Raw genomic sequence first — 16008 nt, 5'->3', positions numbered from 1 at the left:
CATGTATGGCACCCGCTATCTCCGTCTCACCGACGCAAGACGAACTTCAGCAGATCAAGGACGTCGGCATCTCGTACGTGCAGGCAATCGGCACGCAGGTCCATAAATTGACGGCGGATCCCGAGCAGACTCGGGACGAGCTGGCGCTGGCACTCAACTTGATCGGGCAGTCCAACACGTTGCTTGCGGCGCTTCAGACGATCACCGTCGACAACATGACGGCCGCGCTGGCCGATTCCGGAGAGGCAGTCGACGTCATCAACCAGTGCGCACGGACGCTCGCGGATGCTATCAAGACGAGCGCGCGGATTGCGACGACCGTCGCGGCAGTCACCGCTTTCATCAATTTCGTGGCCTCACTCGCCGCAGGGCCGTCACTCTCCGTCATCTCCACCGGGAGAACATTTCTGTTAGCCGCGAAGGCGGCGGCGTAGGTCGCCGGTCTTGAGCCGGGTTACGCCAACCGAGTGAAGCATCGTCGGGCGAACCGCCCCGGTTTCGTCGGGGCGGTTGACTTGACGATGTGCATGGCGGCAGCCCGCCTCACCGCGCCGCGAACGTATCGCACACGCTCAACTGCCCCGACTCGAGCCCGCGCCGCAACCAATACACCCGCTGTTCGCTCGTGCCGTGCGTGAAGCTCTCCGGCACCACATAGCCCTGCCCTTGCTGCTGCAGACGATCGTCGCCGATCGCCGCAGCCGTCTTCAGGCCCTGCTCGAAGTCGCCCGGCTCGATGAGCCGCTGGTTCGCGCGCTGCGCGTTGTTCGCCCACACGCCCGCGAAGCAGTCGGCCTGCAGTTCCATGCGCACCGACAACTGGTTCGCGCGCGCCTCGCTCGAACGCCGGCGCGCGGCGTCGACCTTGCCGGAAATGCCGAGCAGGTTCTGCACGTGATGGCCGACCTCATGCGCGATCACGTACGCCTGCGCGAAATCGCCACCCGCGCCGAAGCGGTTGCGCAGGTCGCTGTAGAACCCGAGATCGATATAGACCTTGCGGTCGGCCGGACAGTAGAACGGCCCCATCGCGGTCTGGCCGGTGCCGCAGGCCGTCGGCGTGGCGTTCCGGAACATCACGAGCGTCGGCGGCTGGTACTGCTCGTGCAGTTGCGCCGCGAAGATGTTCCCCCAGGTCCGCTCGATGTTGCCGAGCACCTTGCGGGTGAACACCGCGCCGGCGTCGTTCGCAGGCGCGGCGTGCTGCTGCGCGGCCGACGGCTGGGCCTGCTGCTGCCGCGCGCCCTGCAGCGCCGACGCGCCTTCGAGGACGACACGCGGGTCGATCCCGAAAAAATACGATGCGGCCAGCGCGATGACGATCGTGCCGATGCCGATCGTCGCCCGCCCGCCGCCGAAGCCGCCGCCACTGCGGCGATCCTCGACATTCTGGCTTTCTGCTTCGTCGTCCAGTCTCATGGCGGACTCTCCCTTGCTTGTCGTTGTGCCGGCCGGATCGCGCCGGCCGCCGGCGCTATTGTGCCGAGCTTTGACGGCATATCGCAAAAATATCGAGCATAGAGCGATCGGGCGCGCGCGATCGTCAGTTTTTGCAAAATGCGGCGCGCCGCGCGAACGCGGCGTGTCTCGAATTGCACAGTGTGCCAGCCGCGTGCGGCATTTCGACAGACGATAACCGGGCGACGCGCGCCACGGCCGGGGTTCAGCCATCCGGCTGATAGCCGCGCGCCGCCACGCCGCCTACAGTGACCGGAATCGACACCTTCCGGAGAACATGATGACGCACCCGCACCCCCGCACGATCGCGATCACCGGCGCGGGCACCGGCATCGGCGCCGCGTGCGCGCGCCGCTTCGCGCGGCAGGGCGACCGCGTCGTGCTGATCGGCCGGCGCCGGGCGCCGCTCGACGCGCTGGCGGCCGAAACGGGCGGCCTCGCGCTGGCCGGCGACGCAGCCGGCGCGACCGACTGGAGCCGCTTGCTGCCGCGTATCGCCGAGCGCTTCGGCCGCATCGACGCGCTCGTCGCGTGCGCGGGCGGGCACGGCGTCGGCCGCGCGGACGAGACCGACGACGCGCATTGGCGCGACGCAATGCACGCGAACCTCGACACCGCGTTCGTGAGCGCCCGCGCCTGCCTGCCGGACCTGATCGCGCAGCGCGGCAGCATCGTGCTGGTCGCGTCGATCGCCGCGCTCGCGGCCGGGCCCGGCGTGTGCGGCTACACGGTCGGCAAGCATGCGCTGCTCGGGCTTGCGCGCTCGCTCGCACGCGATTACGGGCCGCACGGCGTGCGCGCGAACGCGGTGTGCCCCGGCTGGGTCCGCACGCCGATGGCCGATGCGGAGATGGCGCCGCTGATGGCGCGGCACGACGAATCGCTCGACGCGGCCTATGCACGCGTGAGCGCCGACGTGCCGCTGCGCCGCGCGGCCGGTCCGGACGAGATCGCGGCGGTGTGCGCGTTCCTCGCGTCGCCGGATGCGTCGTTCGTGACCGGCGCGACGCTCGTCGCCGATGGCGGCGCGATGTGCGTCGACGTGCCGACGCTGGCGCTTGCCGACCTTTAAGACGCGTGATGCACGCCGGCGCAGCTTGTCCTGCGCGCGGAATCCGTTACCATCGATCCGGCCTGCGAACCGTCCGCGCGATGCGCGCCTTTATTGTCGAGATTCGATGAACATCCGGTTTCTGGAAACCTTCGTCTGGCTCGCGAAGCTGGAAAACTTCCGGCTCACGGCCGAGAAACTCCACACGACGCAGGCCGCCGTGTCGAGCCGCATCGCATCGCTCGAGGACGCATTCGACGTCCGCCTGTTCGACCGCAACGCACGCTCGGCCACGCTGACGCCGGCGGGCCGGCGCATGCTCGCCTACGCGGAGCGGATCGTGCGGCTCGACAGCGAAATGCGCCGCGACATCGATGCGGCGAGCGACGCCGGCCTGATCCGCATCGGCGTGATCGAATCGATCGTGCACAGCTGGTTTCCTGCGCTGATGGCGCAGCTTCGCGAGCGCTATCCGCGGCTCGACGTCGAGATCACCAGCGACACCACGCGGCACCTGATGCGCCTGCTGAGCACGGACGGCGTCGACCTGATCCTCCAGACCGACTCCGTGCCGGGGCCCGACTTCACCAACCTGCCGCTCGCCGAGTTCGCGGTGCGCTGGGTCGCGAGCCCGCGGCTCGGTCTCGCCGGCGAGCGGCTCGGCGTCGCGCAACTGGCCGGCTTCCCGATCGTCAGCTTCTCGCGCCACTCGGGGCCGCACGCGACGGTCGAGCGGATGTTCGCCGCCGTCGAGCGCCCGGCCAGCATCAACTGCATCACGTCGGTCGCGGCGATGATTCGCCTCGTCGCCGACGGCTTCGGCGTCGCCGCGCTGCCGCCCGCGATCATCCGGCGCGAGCTGCAGGAAGGCGCACTCGAACTGCTGGACGTCGAGCCCGACTTCCCCGCGCTGCCGCTCGTCGCGTCGTACCGGACGCAGGGCCTGCCGGTCGCGGCGCGCATCGCGGAACTCGCGAGCGAAGTCGCGCGCGCAATGCCGTCCGTGGCAACCGACGGTGCGGCCGGCACGCAAGCACACACGCAGGCCGCGCCGCTCCCGGCATCCGCCGAGCGCACGTCGAAACGCGGCGCCCGCACCGCACGCGCGCCGCGCAAGTCATAAGAAAACCTGTTCACCGCGAATTTGATTTCTTGTTGGACGCGTGCGGGGCGTGTTCGGGACACTGAGGTTCCTGTCTCGCACCCTGTCACGAGGAATCTCCGCGATGAGCCGCACCTTTCTTCCGCACGGCCAGCTTTGCGTCTGGACGGACATCGACCCGCTGCACGAAGCCGATTTCAACGCGTGGTACGACCGCGAGCACATGCAGGAACGCGTCGCGATTCCCGGCTTCCGGTACGCACGGCGTTTCCGGGCAACCGATCCTGGGCCGCGCAAGTATCTGGCGCTGTACGTCACCGATACGCTCGACGTGTTCCGCAGCGACGCGTACCGCCACGCGTTCACGCAGCAGACGCCGTGGTCGCTCGCGAACTTTGGCCGCATGAGCGCCACGCAGCGGCGCGTTGGAGAACTGACGATCGAGGCCGGCGACGGCGAAGGCGTGCATCTCGCGATGTTCGTGCTGCCGCCCGCGCGGCTCGACGTGCCGCTGCTGCGCGAGCGTGTCGATGCCGCCGTGCGCGAACCCGGCATCCACGCCGCGCGGCTGTTCCGTACTGAGCCCGAACTCTCCGCCCCGATCGGCGACCCCGCCGCCCGGCCGCTCGCCGACGCGCTCGTGCTGATCGAAGGCAGCGACGCCGACGCCGCGCGCCGGGTGGCGGTCGAGCTTGCCGGACACGACGACGTCCGCACCTTCGATCTGCTCTGGCGAATCGCCGCGCGCCCCGCGCCGCCGCTGGCCGCCAGGGGGGCGGCTGCAGCCGACCGGTCCGCCGCGCCGGCGATCGGCGCGTGAGCGCCCGAGCATCCTGCCGCGCGCATCGGGTTCGCCCCGCCTCTCCCGTCACCTCACGACCTGCACAGACAACCATGAACACCCTTGCCCCGCCCGCCGCCGGTGCGCCGCACCGCGTCCGCAACAGCCGTCTCGCGACCGCGAGCATGATCGGTACGTCGCTCGAGTGGTACGACTTCACGATCTACAACACGTTGGCCGCGCTCGTCTTCAACCGCCTGTTCTTCCCGTCGGTCGATCCGCTGGCCGGCACGATCCTCGCGTTCTCGACCTACGCGGTCGGCTACGTGTCGCGCCCCCTCGGCGGTTTCGTGTTCGGCAACCTCGGCGACCGCATCGGCCGCCGCGCGGTGCTGATGCTCACGCTGGTGCTGATGGGGCTGACCACCGCGCTGATGGGCGCGCTGCCGACCTATGCGAGCGCCGGCATCCTGAGCCCGATCCTGCTGGTCGCGCTGCGCTTCGTGCAGGGCGTCGCGCTCGGCGGCGAATGGGCCGGCGCGGTGCTGCTGTCCGTCGAGCACGGCGACCAGAACCGGCGCGGCCTGTCCGCGTCGTGGACGCAGGTCGGCCCGTCGTTCGGCACGCTGCTCGGCACGGGCTGTATCGCGCTCGTGACGCTCGCCACGTCGCCGGACGGTTTTCTCGCGTGGGGCTGGCGGCTGCCGTTCGCGGCCAGCCTGCTGCTCGTGGGCTTCGGCCTGTGGCTGCGGCACGGCGTCGACGAAACGCCGCAATTCGAGCAGCTCGCCGAATCGAACGCGACGGCGGAAATCCCGGTCGCGGAAGTGCTGAAGCACTACTGGCGCCGGCTGCTGATCGCGGGCGGGGTGCGGATCGGCTCGGACGTGCTCTATGCGCTGATCGTCGTGTTCACGCTGACCTACGTGACCACCGTGCTGAACCTGTCGCGGCCCGTCGCGCTGACGGCGGTGATGGCCGGCACCGCCTGCAACGCGCTCGCGGTGCCCTTCTTCGGCGCGCTGTCCGACCGCTTCGGGCGCCGCCCCGTCTATCTGGCCGGCGCGCTCGCGGGCATCGTGTGGGCGTTCGTGTTCTTCGTGATGCTCGACACCGCGCGACCGGGCGTGATCGTCGCGGCGGCGGCGTTCGGCCTCGTGATCCACGCGGCGATGTATGGCCCGCAGGCCGCGTTCATCACCGAGCAGTTTCCGACGCGCGTGCGCTATGCCGGTTCGTCGCTCGCGTACACGCTGGCCGGCATCGTCGGCGGCGGCTTCGCACCGCTCGTGATCACCGCGCTGTTCCGGCAGACCGGCACGACGACAGCGGTCTCGCTGTACGTAACCGCGGCGCTCGTCGTGACCGCGCTCGCGCTGCTGGCCGCTCGCGAAACCGCGCACCGGCCGCTCGCGCAATGAGCGCTGCCGCGCGCTCGCCGTTCCACTGCCCCGAACCCCACACGGAGAAAGATCTGCATGCCTCCCCTGTCGTTCAACGTCATTCCCCGCCATGGCCCGCCGGAAGTCGTCGCCGTCGCGATCGAGCGGGTCGTCATCGCCGGCTGGGCCGGCCGCGACGCCGACGCGATCCGCGCGCACATCGACGAACTCGCCGCGCTCGGCGTCGCGCCGCCATCGGCCACGCCGTGCTTCTATCGGGTCGCGCCCGCGCTGCTCACACAGGCGGCGTCGATCAGCGTGCTCGGCGCGCGCTCGGGCGGCGAAATCGAATGCGTGCTGCTCGACAGCCCGCTCGGCACGCTCGTGACGCTCGGCTCGGATCACACGGATCGTGAGGTCGAGGCGTACGGCGTGGCCGTGTCGAAGCAGGTGTGCGCGAAGCCGCTCGGCCGCGATGCATGGCGGCATGCCGATGTCGCGGATCACTGGGATGCGCTCGAAATGCGGTCGTGGCGAATCGCGACGAGCGGGGAGCGTGTCGCTTACCAGCATGGCGCGCTCGGCGGTCTGCTCGCGCCCGACACGCTGTGGCGCCGCTTCGACGATGCGCGCGCGATGCCGGCGCGCTGCGCGATGTATGGCGGGACGGTCGCCGTGCACGGCGCGATCGCGGCGATGGCGCACGGCGATGCGTTCGAGATGGAACTGCACGATCCGGTGCTCGGGCGCAGCCTGCGGCATCGGTATGCGGTCGAGGTGCTGCCGGTGGTCGCGTAGCGGCCGGCGGGATGCGTGCGGCTTGCGGGGTGTCGCTCACCGCACGCACCCCAACCCCGCCAGCGTCGCCTCGACCGCTGCATCGAGCGGCGTATGCGGTTCGCTGCCCAGCACCTCGACCAGCCGCGCGTTGTCCATGCGGATCGGTTCGCGCCACAGGTAGCGCATCTCGAGCAGTTCGCGCAGCGTCGGCACGAACGGCGATGCCGCGCGCAGCAGCCACCACGGCAAGCGCCGCATCACCGGGTGCGCACCATGCCGCTGCGTGACGCGGCAGATCGCCTGCGCCATCTGCGTACCGTCCTCGTCCCAATGGCCCGCGTGGTGAAAGCGCGCGAACGGCGCCAGCTTGTCGCGACGCGCGATCAATTCCACCATCGTGCGCGCGACGTCGGGCAGATATGCCCATTGATGGCCGACGCCGCGCTGCCCCGGCAGGCTCACGGCCCGCACCGGCCGGCCCGGCTTGACCAGCGCCTGCGAGAACCAGTTGTTGCCGGCCCGCGGCCCGAAGAAATCGCCGGCGCGCACGATGATCGTCCGCACGCCCTGCGCGGCCGCCGCCTGCAGCCGGCGCTCCAGTTCGACGCGAATCGCCCCCTTGCGCGTGGACGGATGCTGCGGCGAATCCTCATGCAGCACCGGAAACGCGTCGGCGCCGTAGTTGTAGACCGTGCCCGGCAGCACGACGGTCGCGCCCGCCGACGCGGCCGCCGCGATCGTGTTGTCGATCATCGGCAGCACCAGCGTCGACCAGTTGCGATAGCCGGGCGGATTGACCGCATGCACGATCACGCTGCACCCGTGCGCGGCCCGCGTGACGGCCTCGCGGTCGAGCGCGTCGCCCTGTACCCAGGTCAGGCCGTCGCGCCGTGTTGCCTCGCCCGTCGCTGCGCCGCGTCGCAGCGCGCGCACCTGCCAGCCCGCGTCGCGCAATTGCCGCGCGACCTCGCCGCCGATGCCGCCCGTCGCGCCGAGCACCAGCGCCCACCGTTCCGCCCCGTCCACCCGTGTTGCCATTGCCGCTCTCCCAAGTCGCGTTCGTCTGCGGTGCATTCTGGGCCGCATCGGGATAGCAAGGAATTGCCTAACGTGATCGACCCGCTATACATTTTCGTATGGCCTCCGATCTCAACTGGGAACACTATCGAACCTTCCTCGCCGTGCTGGACGAGGGCTCGCTGTCGGGCGCGGCGCGCGCGCTCGGCGCCACGCAGCCGACGGTCGGCCGTCACGTCGCCGCGCTCGAAGCCGCGTTCGGCCAGGCCTTGTTCACCCGCTCGCCGTCCGGGCTGCTGCCGACCGAGGCCGCGCTGGCGCTGCGCGGCCATGCCGAGGCGCTGCGCAGCGCGGCCGCCGCATTCGAGCGCGCGGCCGCCAGCCACGGGAGCGGCGCGAGCGGCGTGGTGCGGATCTCGGCGAGCGACGTGATCGGCGTCGAAGTGCTGCCGCCGATCCTCACGCGGCTGCGGCGCGACCATCCCGAACTCGTCGTCGAGCTGGTGCCCACCGATCGCATCCAGGACGTGCTGAAGCGCGAAGCGGACATCGCGGTGCGCATGGCGCCGCCCGCGCAGGATGCGCTCGTCGCGCGGCGCATCGGCAACATCGAACTTGGAATGTATGCGCGCGACGACTACATCGCCGGGCACGGCGCGCCGGCGACGCTCGCCGAGCTCGCGCGGCATGCGCTGATCGGTTTCGACGCGGTGACGCCGTTCCTGCGCGCGGCATCCCGCGCGCTGCCGGCGTGGAACCGGGACGCGTTCGCGCTGCGCACGGACAGCAACCTCGCGCAGCTCGCGATGATCCGCGCCGGCTACGGGATCGGCATCTGCCAGGCCGCGCTCGCGAAACGCGATGCGCGGCTGGTGCGCGTGCTGCCGGACGCGATCGCGCTGCCGCTGGAAACGTGGGTCGTCATGCACGAGGATCTGCGCAACAGCCCGCGCTGCCGGGCAGCGTTCGATGCGCTGGTGCGCGGGCTGAGTGCCTATGTGGAAGGAATGGAGGATTGACGGGGGCGCCGAGCTGGGGGCGCCTAGCTGGGAGCGCCGAGCCGGGGGCGCCGAGCCGGGAGCGCCGATCCGGGAGCGCCGAGCGGGCGCCGCGTCACACCAGCAACTGCCTCGCCAGCACCTCGCGCGCCTGCGTCACGGCTTCGCGTTCGCCGGGCAGCGGCGGCGTGAGCGAGAACACCGCGTCGGGCAGCGCCGGCAGCCGGTATTTCGCGCCGAGCCGCATGAGGCCGTCGCCGATCGCCGACGCGCACAGGCAGCCGACGCCCAACCCCGCCGCCAGCATCGACTGCAGCCCGGCGACGCCCGACGCGCTGTGCACCAGCACGAACGGCACGCGCTGCTCCTCGAGGGACCGAATCGCGACCTGATGCATCATGCAGTCGTCCGGAAGCAGCACGAGCGGCAGCGGCTCGGGCAGGTGCTCGGCCAGCGCGGGCGACGTGACCCACGACAGCGGCTCGCGCCGCAGCACCCAGCGCGTGTCGCCCGACATCGGCCTGAACGGCCCGGACGACAGGTTCATGACCACGCCGATATCGATCTGCCCCTTCGCATGCGCGTGCTCGATCTCGGCGCTCTTCATCGCGCTGACGTGCAGGCTGAGCTGCGGATAGCACTCGCGCAGCCGCGCCAGCAGGCCCGCGACCTCGTGCGTGCGGTAATAGTCGGTGATCGCGACGCGCAATTCGCCCTTGATCGCCTGCCCGCGCAGCTCGTCGAACGCAGCCTCGTTCAGCGCCACGATGCGCCGCGCATGATGCAGCAGCCGATTGCCGGCCGGCGTGGCCTCGACGCCGCGCTTGCTGCGCACGAATAGCGGCACGCCCGCGCGCGCCTCGAGCTTGCGCACCTGCTCGCTGACCGTCGACTGCGAGAGGTGCAGCCGCGGCGCGGCCGCCGTCAGGCTGCCCGCGTCGGCCACCGCCGCAAAGGTCCGCAACTGGTCCAGGTCGAATCCGCGCATGTCCCCGCCTATCCATCGAATAACCCGATGGATGCTACCACTCTTTCCCGCTTTTCCGAATCATAGGCGCGACGCCAGAATGGCGGCTCGCCTGCCCGGGCGCGTGCGGACCCGTTGTCCGGCGCGGCCGCAACGGCATGCCTCGATCGGACACACGCTCATGACGAACCCCATGCTCACCTCACCCGCCACGGCGGCGGACGCGACCGACGCCACCGCGCGCAGCCATCACGGCTGGGCGCTCGTGGTCCTGCTGGTCGGCGCGATCCTGCCGCCGCTCGACTATTTCATCGTGAACCTCGCGCTGCCGGCGATCCGCGACGGCATCGGCGCGCATCCCACCGAGCTCCAGCTCGTGATCTCGGCGTATGCGTGCGCGAGCGCCGTGACCCAGATCACCGGCGGGCGCCTCGGCGACCTGTACGGCCGCAAGCGCATCTTCATGATCGGGATGGCGGGCTTCGTGGCCGCATCGACGCTGTGCGGCCTCGCCGGCAGCGGCTCGGTGCTCGTCGGCGGGCGCGTGCTGCAGGGCCTGTTCGCCGCGACCCTCGCGCCGCAGGTGCTCGCCACGATCCGCAGCGTGTTCACGCCGCACGAGCAAGTGCGGGTGATGGGGCTCTACGGTTTCGTGTTCGGCCTCGCGGCCGTGATCGGCCAGCTCGGCGGCGGTGCGCTGATCAGCCTGCATCCGTTCGGGCTCGGCTGGCGCGCGATCTTCCTCGTCAACCTGCCGATCGGCGTGCTGGCGCTGCTCGGCAGCTGGCGCTTCATCCCGGAAAGCCGGCCGCCGCGCGGCCAGCGCATCGACCTGCCCGGCACGATCCTGCTGTCGCTGTTCCTGCTGATGCTGGTCTATCCGCTTACGCGCGGGCACGAGGAAGGCTGGCCGCTGTGGATGACGGCCTGCCTGATCGGCGCGCTGCCGATGCTCGGCGTGCTGCTGACGGTCGAGGGCCGCCGGCTCGCCGCCGGGCACGATCCGCTGCTGGACGTGCGCCTGTTCCGCAATCCGATCGTCGCGCTCGGGCTCGCGCTGGCGTTCCTGTTCTACATGCTGAGCGCGTTCTTCCTGAGCTACGGGATCTATCTGCAAGGCTGCCTGCAATGGTCGCCGCTCGCGTGCGGGCTCGCGATCCTGCCGTTCGGACTCGGCTTCCTGTCAAGCCCGCTGCTGATGCCGCGCCTCGTCGGCCAGCTCGGCGGCTATCGCGTGCTGACGCTCGGCTTCGCGCTGCTGACTACCGGCCTCGCCGCCGCGGTCGCGCTCGCCGGCACCCGCGCGCCCGGGCCCGGGTTCTATCTCGGCCTCGCGGCGATGGGCGTGGGACAGGGGCTCGTGCTGCCGTCCATCGTGCGGATCGTGCTTGCCGAAGTGGCGCCGGAGCGCGCCGGCGTCGCGTCCGGCATGGTCACCGCGACGCTGCAGATCGGCGCGGCGGTGGGCGCGGCAACGCTCGGCGGCGTGTTCTTCGCGCGGCTCGGCGCGCATCCCGGCGCGCTCGACTACGTGCACGCGTTCCGCGCGTCGATGTTCGCGATGGTGGCGATACTGGCGATGTGCGTGCTGCTGTCGATGGCGCTCGGGCCGTTGCACCGGCGCCTGCATCCGGGGGCGTGACGCGCGCGCCGCCGTTCAGTGGCGCGCAGTGCGTTTCGCGGGTTCCATGCGTTCCGCCTGGCGCGCTTCCCATGCGACGAGCGCTTCGCGATAGCGGGCCAGCGCCTCGTCGTACAGGTCGAACACACAAGGCGAGCATCCACTGTTGCAGCAATCCTCGAGTTCCGGTTGCTGCGGCGGGGTCGGACGGGGATCGTCGGGCGACGGATCGGAAGCGGGCTTGCGGGACACGGCGGGATTCGGTCGGGGTGAAGCGCCCAGTATAGGCCGATCCCGCCTGCCGCCGCGTTACACCGGGGTCACCTCGAGCGTCTTCGGGGCGATGACGCGCACGCGCAGGCTCACGACGCCGGGGCATCCGGCTTCGCGCCGTCGGCGGCTGGCTTGTCGAGCAGCGGCTGCCACGCCGCGCCCACCGAATACCAGTCGACGTGCCGGGTCAGCAGCATGATGGTGGCGAGTATCGCGAACAGCAGCAGCGAGCCGAGCATCAGCGCGTTGTCCTCGGACAGCAGCAGGCCGTAGAGCGCCGCGTACAGCATCGCCAGCAGGCCCGCGAAGGTCGCCCCGCGCCGCGCGCTGTGCAGCACGAACGACACGTAGAAGCCGAGCAGCCCGATGCACGCGCCACTGGCCGCGAGATACGCATACCCGAACGCGATGTGCTCGGACAGGCTCAGCAGCAGCAGGAAGAACAGCGCGAGCGACAGCCCCACCAGCAGATACTGGATCGGGTGGATGCGCAGCCGCTTCACGAGCTCGAACATGAAGAAGCTCGCGAAGGTCAGCATCACGAACAGCGCGCCGTATTTCGTCGCGCGCTCGGCTTCGAGATAGACGTTGACCGGCTCGATCAGCGACACCGACGCCGATTCGAACGCGTCGTCGCCGCTGCCCGACGCGATCTGCTCGCGCACCTTGGTGTTGAACGATGTCAGGCTCCACGCGCTGGCGAAGCCGCCGGCGTCGACCGTGCGGGTGCGCGGCAGGAACGCGCCGTCGAAACTCGGGTGCGGCCACGCCGATTTCAGCGAGAAATCGTTCTGGTCGGCCACCGGCGCGAACGCGACCGACTGCGCGCCCAGCAGCGGCAGGTCGATGCTGAACGGCACCGGGTTGCCGCCGGCGGCGGCCGCGAACGCGGCAAGATCGACGTCGGCGTGCACGCCCTGGCGCAGGCTTGGCAGCCGCGCGCCCTGCTCGACCGCCAGCCGCTTGCCGCCGAACGCCAGCACCGGCTGCGTCATCAGCCCGCGCACGTCGCTGATGCCGAACGCGACATACGCCGTGCCGATCGCGAAGCTCACGTGCCCGGCCGATTGCGGCAGCTGCTTCAGGTCCGGCAGCGCGAGCGTGCCTTCCCAGCGGCTTTGCAGGTCGTACACGAGCGCCTTGTGGATGCCGCGATAGCGGACGTCGGTCGCGAGGCTGCCCTTCACGCCCAGCGTCTTCGGAAACACGAGCAGGCGTTTCGCTTCGCTCTGGAGGCGGGTTTTCTCGGGCTGGCCCGCTGCGGTGTCTTCGCGCACGCGGGTGACTTCCGTGTACGGCACGACGAGGATCGGCCCCGTCACGGTCTGCGGCCCCGCGTAGCTGGACCAGATGCTTTTCAATGCGTCATCGCGATACAGCGTGCGTTCCCGCACGATGCTCTCGACCAGGTGCAGCGGGATCAGGATCAGCAGCACGAGGGCCGCAGTGATCAGGGACTTGAACATCAGGATGCGATTCATGCGATCGGAGACCGGAGTGGAGGAATCCGGTCAGCATGAGCCCGCCGCGTGAAGCGCCGCGGAAGCGGACGTGAAGCGAATGTGTGGCGAACGTGAAGCGCCCGCTCAACCCGCCGAAGGCAGCGTCAGCGTCGCGCAGGCGCCGCCTTCGGGGCGATTGTCCAGCGCGATGCTGCCGTGGTGCAGCATCGCGACTTCGCGGACGAAGCACAGGCCGAGGCCCGTGCTGCGATCCTGGCCGTCGGGCCGCGGCAGCGAATAGAAGCGATCGAACACGCGCGCCATGGCGTAGCCGGGGATGCCGGGCCCGTCGTCGGTGACGCGGATGACCGCGACAGGCGCCCTGCCCGCCGCCTGCCGCTGCGCGGCGACCGTGACCGCGCTGCCGGGCGGCGCGAAATCCAGCGCGTTGTCCAGCAGGTTGCCGAGCGCCTGGCGCAGCAGGAACGGATCGCCTTCCACGTGGCCGGCTTGCGCATCGGCCGGCGTGTCCAGCCGCAGCGTCACGCCGCGCTTGCGCGCACGCGGCTCCGCATCGTCGAGCAGTTGCGCGAGCAAGGGCCCCAGTGCGACCGGTTCGCGCACCGACAGGCGCTGCTTCTGCTCCACCTCCGCGAGCGCCAGCAGCTTGCGGATCATCTGCTCGAGGCGGCCCGCCTGGCGGCGGATGTTGTCCGCGAAGCGCCGGCGGTTCGCCACCGGCATCTCCTCCTGCAACAGCTCGGCCGCGCCGCTGATCGCCGCGAGCGGGCTCTTCATCTCGTGGGTGAGCGTGTGGATGTAGTTCTCGACGTACTGCCTGTCCTCGAGGCGCTGGTGCATGGTTTCCACCGCGCGGCCCAGCTCCGCGAGCTCGTTGGCGCCCTGCAGCGGCATCACCGCGCGTTCGCCCGCCGCGATCGTGCGCGCATAGCGCTGCAGCCGGCGCAGGCCGACCACCAGCCAGCCCGTGCACGCGACGCCGATCAGGATCGCGCCGCCCATCAGCAGCGCGCCGTACAGCAGGATCTTGCGCTGGCTGCGCGCGATGAACGGCGCGACGGCCTGGTTCGGCTTCGCGATGGTCAGCACGCCGATGATCTCGCCGCCCTTGCGGATCGGTGCGGCGACATGCATCACCGTGCTGCTGTCGTCGTCCGGGTCGGAGCGGGTGCTGCGCGCGCCGTACTGGCCGCGCAGCGTGCGGTACACGTCGTTCCAGCGCGAATAGTCCTGGCCGACCGCGCCGCCGGCGGAGTCGTAGCGCACGATCCCGCGTGCATCGGTGACGTAGATGCGGTAGCTGATCGTGTCCTTGCGCATGCCCCACACTTCCGCGCCCACCGGGCTCGCGTGCAGCTTTGCGAGCTGCCGGGCGAACGCGCCGTCGCCGATGTGTCCGCTGGCCATGTCGTCGGCGGCGAGCGCGGCGAGCACCTGCGCGGTGTCGACCAGCGTGTCCTCCATCGCTTCGCGCACGCCGGGTTTGACTTCCTGCACGAACACCCGCAGCGTGATCAGCGCCGCGAGGCCGACGATCAGGAAAAAGCCGAAGAAGATGCGCAGTCCGATATGCATGAGGAACAGGCCGTCGTCACGGTTGCAGCGAATAACCCATCCCGCGATGGGTGCGGATCGGGTCGCGCGCGGGGTCGATCGCGCGCAGCTTCGCGCGCAGCGTCTTGATGTGGGTGTCGACCGTGCGGTCGGTCGTGTCGATCGTGTCACGCCAGACGAGATCCATCAGCTGCTCGCGCGAGTAGATCCGCCCCGGATGCTGCACGAGCAGCGCCAGCAGGCCGAATTCGTAGCGCGTCAGGTTCAGTGCGTGGCCGAGCCATGCAACGCGCGCGCCGGCGGTGTCCAGTTCGAAGCCCGCTGCGATGTTCGACGGTGCGCCTGCCGGTTCGCGCGGAGCAAGCGCCGGCCGGTTCAGCCGGCGCAGGATCACCCGCACCCGCGCGGCCAGCTCGCGCGGCGAAAACGGCTTGACCACGTAGTCGTCCGCGCCGATTTCCAGCCCGACGATCCGGTCGATCTCGTCGTGCCGTGCGGTGAGGAAGATCACCGGCACCTCCGTGAACGTGCGCAGCGTCCGGCACACCTCGAAGCCGTTGATGTCGGGCAGACCGACGTCGAGCACGACGAGATCGAAGCGCCCTTCGCGCAATTGCTCGAGCGCGGCCTGCCCGAGCGTGCAGTGCACGGTCTGCATGCCGTCCGTGCCCAGCGCGTAGACGATCGTGTCGGCGATCGCCAGTTCGTCTTCGACCACCAGGATATTCGGCTGATTCATTGTGTCAGGGGTTGCTCGCGCAATGCGGTCCGGTATTTTACGCGCGGGCGGCGCGTCGACGGGCCCGCCCCCCCCGCCTACGCGACCCGCCCGCTCACCGGAATCGTCGCGCCGCGGATCGCCTGCGCATCCGTCGACAGCAGGAACCCGATCGTCGCCGCGATCTCGCGCGGCTGAACCCAGCGCGAAAAATCCGCATCGGGCATGTCCGCGCGGTTCTGCGGCGTATCGATGATGCTCGGCGCGATCGCGTTGACCGTCACGGCCGTATCCAGCAATTCCGCCGCCAGCGCCTCGGTGAGCCGCGCGACGCCCGCCTTCGCGGCCGCATATGCGCCCATGCCGGCCCCGGCCTTGAGCGCCGCACCCGCGCCGATGTTGACGATGCGGCCGGCCGGGCCGCGCAGCAGATGCGGCAGCGCCGCCTTCGACGCGTTCAGTGCGGTCTTCACGTTCAGCGCGTACATCCGGTCCCAGGTGGCCGCGTCGCCGTCCGCGACGGTTTCCCACGTGAACGCGCCCGCGATGTTGAGCAGCGCGTCGAGCCGGCCGAAATCGCGCTGCGCGGCGTCGAGCGCCTGGGTGGCGGCCTGCGCGTTCACCAGGTCGATGCCGCCGATGCACAGCGCGCCGGCCGGCACGACGGGCGGCGGGTCGCCCCGCCCGATCAGCGCGATGCGCGCGCCCCGTCCGGCGAGCCATGCGGCCGTCGCGAGGCCGAGCTGGCCGAATCCGCCGGTGATCGCGACGGCCTTTCCGTTGATGTCGTCATTCATTGATGTGTTCTCCTTGATCGAGGGTCGGGTGATGCCGGCCGCCGCA

Annotated in this window: 16 protein-coding genes; 8 read left to right on the top strand and 8 right to left on the bottom strand. The window is 70.4% G+C overall.

Features of this window, described 5'->3' with window-relative positions; genetic code table 11:
- Positions 1-5 precede the first annotated feature (5 nt).
- On the top strand, positions 6-434 hold the full coding sequence (locus HWY45_RS19645; RefSeq protein ID WP_059804642.1) for a hypothetical protein: 429 nt from the start codon (positions 6-8) through the stop codon (positions 432-434).
- A gap of 109 nt (positions 435-543) precedes the next feature.
- On the opposite strand, the gene ypfJ is transcribed toward HWY45_RS19645, so the two are convergent.
- Positions 544-1419 (bottom strand): KPN_02809 family neutral zinc metallopeptidase, encoded by an 876-nt coding sequence (gene ypfJ / locus HWY45_RS19640; RefSeq protein ID WP_059884056.1) that lies wholly within the window; start codon positions 1417-1419, stop codon positions 544-546.
- A gap of 319 nt (positions 1420-1738) precedes the next feature.
- Here ypfJ and HWY45_RS19635 point away from each other — a divergent pair, with 319 nt between their 5' ends.
- The 5 genes from HWY45_RS19635 (at position 1739) to HWY45_RS19615 (ending at position 6572) form a co-directional block, all read left to right on the top strand.
- The gene (locus tag HWY45_RS19635; protein WP_059884175.1) at positions 1739-2530 is read left to right on the top strand and encodes an SDR family NAD(P)-dependent oxidoreductase; all 792 of its coding nucleotides are present in this window, start codon (positions 1739-1741) and stop codon (positions 2528-2530) included.
- A 106-nt stretch (positions 2531-2636) separates the two neighbouring features.
- Positions 2637-3632 (top strand): LysR family transcriptional regulator, encoded by a 996-nt coding sequence (locus HWY45_RS19630; RefSeq protein ID WP_059884055.1) that lies wholly within the window; start codon positions 2637-2639, stop codon positions 3630-3632.
- A 103-nt stretch (positions 3633-3735) separates the two neighbouring features.
- Entirely contained in the window at positions 3736-4431 is a 696-nt protein-coding gene (locus HWY45_RS19625; RefSeq protein ID WP_059884054.1) for a DUF4286 family protein, read from the top strand.
- Positions 4432-4505: 74 nt separating this feature from the next.
- Positions 4506-5813, top strand: a complete 1308-nt coding sequence (locus tag HWY45_RS19620) for an MFS transporter (protein ID WP_059804626.1) — start codon at positions 4506-4508, stop codon at positions 5811-5813.
- Between the two features lie 57 nt (positions 5814-5870).
- A complete protein-coding gene (locus HWY45_RS19615) occupies positions 5871-6572 on the top strand; it encodes a DUF2848 domain-containing protein (RefSeq protein WP_059884053.1) in 702 nt (233 codons plus the stop codon).
- Between the two features lie 36 nt (positions 6573-6608).
- Here the strand turns inward: HWY45_RS19615 and HWY45_RS19610 are convergent, their stop codons facing one another.
- Complete coding sequence (locus tag HWY45_RS19610) at positions 6609-7592, bottom strand: NAD-dependent epimerase/dehydratase family protein (RefSeq protein ID WP_059884052.1); 984 nt, start codon at positions 7590-7592, stop codon at positions 6609-6611.
- Between the two features lie 98 nt (positions 7593-7690).
- On the opposite strand from HWY45_RS19610, the gene HWY45_RS19605 reads away from it, so the two are divergent.
- Positions 7691-8590, top strand: a complete 900-nt coding sequence (locus tag HWY45_RS19605) for a LysR family transcriptional regulator (protein WP_059804618.1) — start codon at positions 7691-7693, stop codon at positions 8588-8590.
- A 94-nt stretch (positions 8591-8684) separates the two neighbouring features.
- On the opposite strand, the gene HWY45_RS19600 is transcribed toward HWY45_RS19605, so the two are convergent.
- Positions 8685-9557, bottom strand: coding sequence for a LysR family transcriptional regulator (locus HWY45_RS19600; RefSeq protein WP_059563001.1), 873 nt, complete (start codon positions 9555-9557; stop codon positions 8685-8687).
- 160 nt (positions 9558-9717) lie between these two features.
- Between HWY45_RS19600 and HWY45_RS19595 the strand changes: the two genes are divergently transcribed.
- The gene (locus HWY45_RS19595) at positions 9718-11178 is read left to right on the top strand and encodes an MFS transporter (RefSeq protein WP_059804615.1); all 1461 of its coding nucleotides are present in this window, start codon (positions 9718-9720) and stop codon (positions 11176-11178) included.
- A 15-nt stretch (positions 11179-11193) separates the two neighbouring features.
- On the opposite strand, the gene HWY45_RS19590 is transcribed toward HWY45_RS19595, so the two are convergent.
- From HWY45_RS19590 to HWY45_RS19570, 5 genes are all read right to left on the bottom strand, one after another.
- Positions 11194-11409 carry an oxidoreductase-like domain-containing protein gene (locus HWY45_RS19590; protein ID WP_059884051.1) on the bottom strand — a complete coding sequence of 72 codons (216 nt, stop codon included), beginning with the start codon at positions 11407-11409 and terminating at the stop codon, positions 11194-11196.
- 110 nt (positions 11410-11519) lie between these two features.
- Positions 11520-12911 carry a cell envelope integrity protein CreD gene (creD, locus tag HWY45_RS19585; RefSeq protein ID WP_059884050.1) on the bottom strand — a complete coding sequence of 464 codons (1392 nt, stop codon included), beginning with the start codon at positions 12909-12911 and terminating at the stop codon, positions 11520-11522.
- 105 nt (positions 12912-13016) lie between these two features.
- Positions 13017-14468, bottom strand: coding sequence for a two-component system sensor histidine kinase CreC (gene creC / locus HWY45_RS19580; protein WP_059884049.1), 1452 nt, complete (start codon positions 14466-14468; stop codon positions 13017-13019).
- 16 nt (positions 14469-14484) lie between these two features.
- Positions 14485-15186 (bottom strand): two-component system response regulator CreB, encoded by a 702-nt coding sequence (creB, locus tag HWY45_RS19575; protein WP_059884048.1) that lies wholly within the window; start codon positions 15184-15186, stop codon positions 14485-14487.
- Positions 15187-15263: 77 nt separating this feature from the next.
- Positions 15264-15962 carry an SDR family NAD(P)-dependent oxidoreductase gene (locus HWY45_RS19570; RefSeq protein ID WP_059884047.1) on the bottom strand — a complete coding sequence of 233 codons (699 nt, stop codon included), beginning with the start codon at positions 15960-15962 and terminating at the stop codon, positions 15264-15266.
- Positions 15963-16008: the final 46 nt, after the last annotated feature.

This window comes from Burkholderia stagnalis (assembly GCF_902830275.1).
Lineage (GTDB): Bacteria > Pseudomonadota > Gammaproteobacteria > Burkholderiales > Burkholderiaceae > Burkholderia > Burkholderia stagnalis.
Note: the sequence above shows the minus strand (reverse complement) of the source record. Positions and strands in the feature narration are given on the sequence as shown.

What these genes read in the sequence shown, in the direction of transcription:
- HWY45_RS19645 (WP_059804642.1), top strand. Translation starts at nt 6, where the DNA reads ATGGCACCCGCTATCTCCGTCTCACCGACGCAAGACGAACTTCAGCAG.
- ypfJ (WP_059884056.1), bottom strand. Translation starts at nt 1,419, where the DNA reads ATGAGACTGGACGACGAAGCAGAAAGCCAGAATGTCGAGGATCGCCGC.
- HWY45_RS19635 (WP_059884175.1), top strand. Translation starts at nt 1,739, where the DNA reads ATGACGCACCCGCACCCCCGCACGATCGCGATCACCGGCGCGGGCACC.
- HWY45_RS19630 (WP_059884055.1), top strand. Translation starts at nt 2,637, where the DNA reads ATGAACATCCGGTTTCTGGAAACCTTCGTCTGGCTCGCGAAGCTGGAA.
- HWY45_RS19625 (WP_059884054.1), top strand. Translation starts at nt 3,736, where the DNA reads ATGAGCCGCACCTTTCTTCCGCACGGCCAGCTTTGCGTCTGGACGGAC.
- HWY45_RS19620 (WP_059804626.1), top strand. Translation starts at nt 4,506, where the DNA reads ATGAACACCCTTGCCCCGCCCGCCGCCGGTGCGCCGCACCGCGTCCGC.
- HWY45_RS19615 (WP_059884053.1), top strand. Translation starts at nt 5,871, where the DNA reads ATGCCTCCCCTGTCGTTCAACGTCATTCCCCGCCATGGCCCGCCGGAA.
- HWY45_RS19610 (WP_059884052.1), bottom strand. Translation starts at nt 7,592, where the DNA reads ATGGCAACACGGGTGGACGGGGCGGAACGGTGGGCGCTGGTGCTCGGC.
- HWY45_RS19605 (WP_059804618.1), top strand. Translation starts at nt 7,691, where the DNA reads ATGGCCTCCGATCTCAACTGGGAACACTATCGAACCTTCCTCGCCGTG.
- HWY45_RS19600 (WP_059563001.1), bottom strand. Translation starts at nt 9,557, where the DNA reads ATGCGCGGATTCGACCTGGACCAGTTGCGGACCTTTGCGGCGGTGGCC.
- HWY45_RS19595 (WP_059804615.1), top strand. Translation starts at nt 9,718, where the DNA reads ATGACGAACCCCATGCTCACCTCACCCGCCACGGCGGCGGACGCGACC.
- creD (WP_059884050.1), bottom strand. Translation starts at nt 12,911, where the DNA reads ATGAATCGCATCCTGATGTTCAAGTCCCTGATCACTGCGGCCCTCGTG.
- creC (WP_059884049.1), bottom strand. Translation starts at nt 14,468, where the DNA reads ATGCATATCGGACTGCGCATCTTCTTCGGCTTTTTCCTGATCGTCGGC.
- creB (WP_059884048.1), bottom strand. Translation starts at nt 15,186, where the DNA reads ATGAATCAGCCGAATATCCTGGTGGTCGAAGACGAACTGGCGATCGCC.
- HWY45_RS19570 (WP_059884047.1), bottom strand. Translation starts at nt 15,962, where the DNA reads ATGAATGACGACATCAACGGAAAGGCCGTCGCGATCACCGGCGGATTC.